The following is a 259-nucleotide window of genomic DNA, read 5'->3' as shown; positions in this document are numbered from 1 at the left end:
GATATTACAGCTAGAGCAATCACTAAAAAACTCATTCTCTCAAGTGAGCTAGAACGGCTTGAAACTCTTGCCCACCCAAAATTGATTTCGTTGCCTAAACAGAAATCTCGTATCACGCCAAATCCTAAGTACCATGCTGATGCCGCACCAAAAATAGTGATATTACTATTTGGAGATGTAGCGACAACAACAATACCGAACAAGCATCCCAATACCGGCCAGTACATCTTAGATTTCAATAAACTCATAACGCCTGGCT

General features: G+C 40.9%; 1 protein-coding gene. It reads right to left on the bottom strand.

Going from position 1 to position 259, the window contains the following annotated elements; all coding sequences use genetic code 11:
- Nucleotides 1–248, bottom strand: a 248-nt coding sequence (locus tag QSJ80_RS15605; protein ID WP_285765391.1) for a hypothetical protein, incomplete at its 3' end; no start/stop codon positions are given.
- Nucleotides 249–259 lie beyond the last annotated feature (11 nt).

The sequence above is a fragment of the Biformimicrobium ophioploci genome (genome assembly GCF_030270605.1).
GTDB classification, from domain to species: domain Bacteria; phylum Pseudomonadota; class Gammaproteobacteria; order Pseudomonadales; family Cellvibrionaceae; genus Biformimicrobium; species Biformimicrobium ophioploci.
The sequence above is the reverse complement of the archived record's forward strand: the minus strand, read 5'-3'. Positions and strand labels throughout refer to the sequence as shown.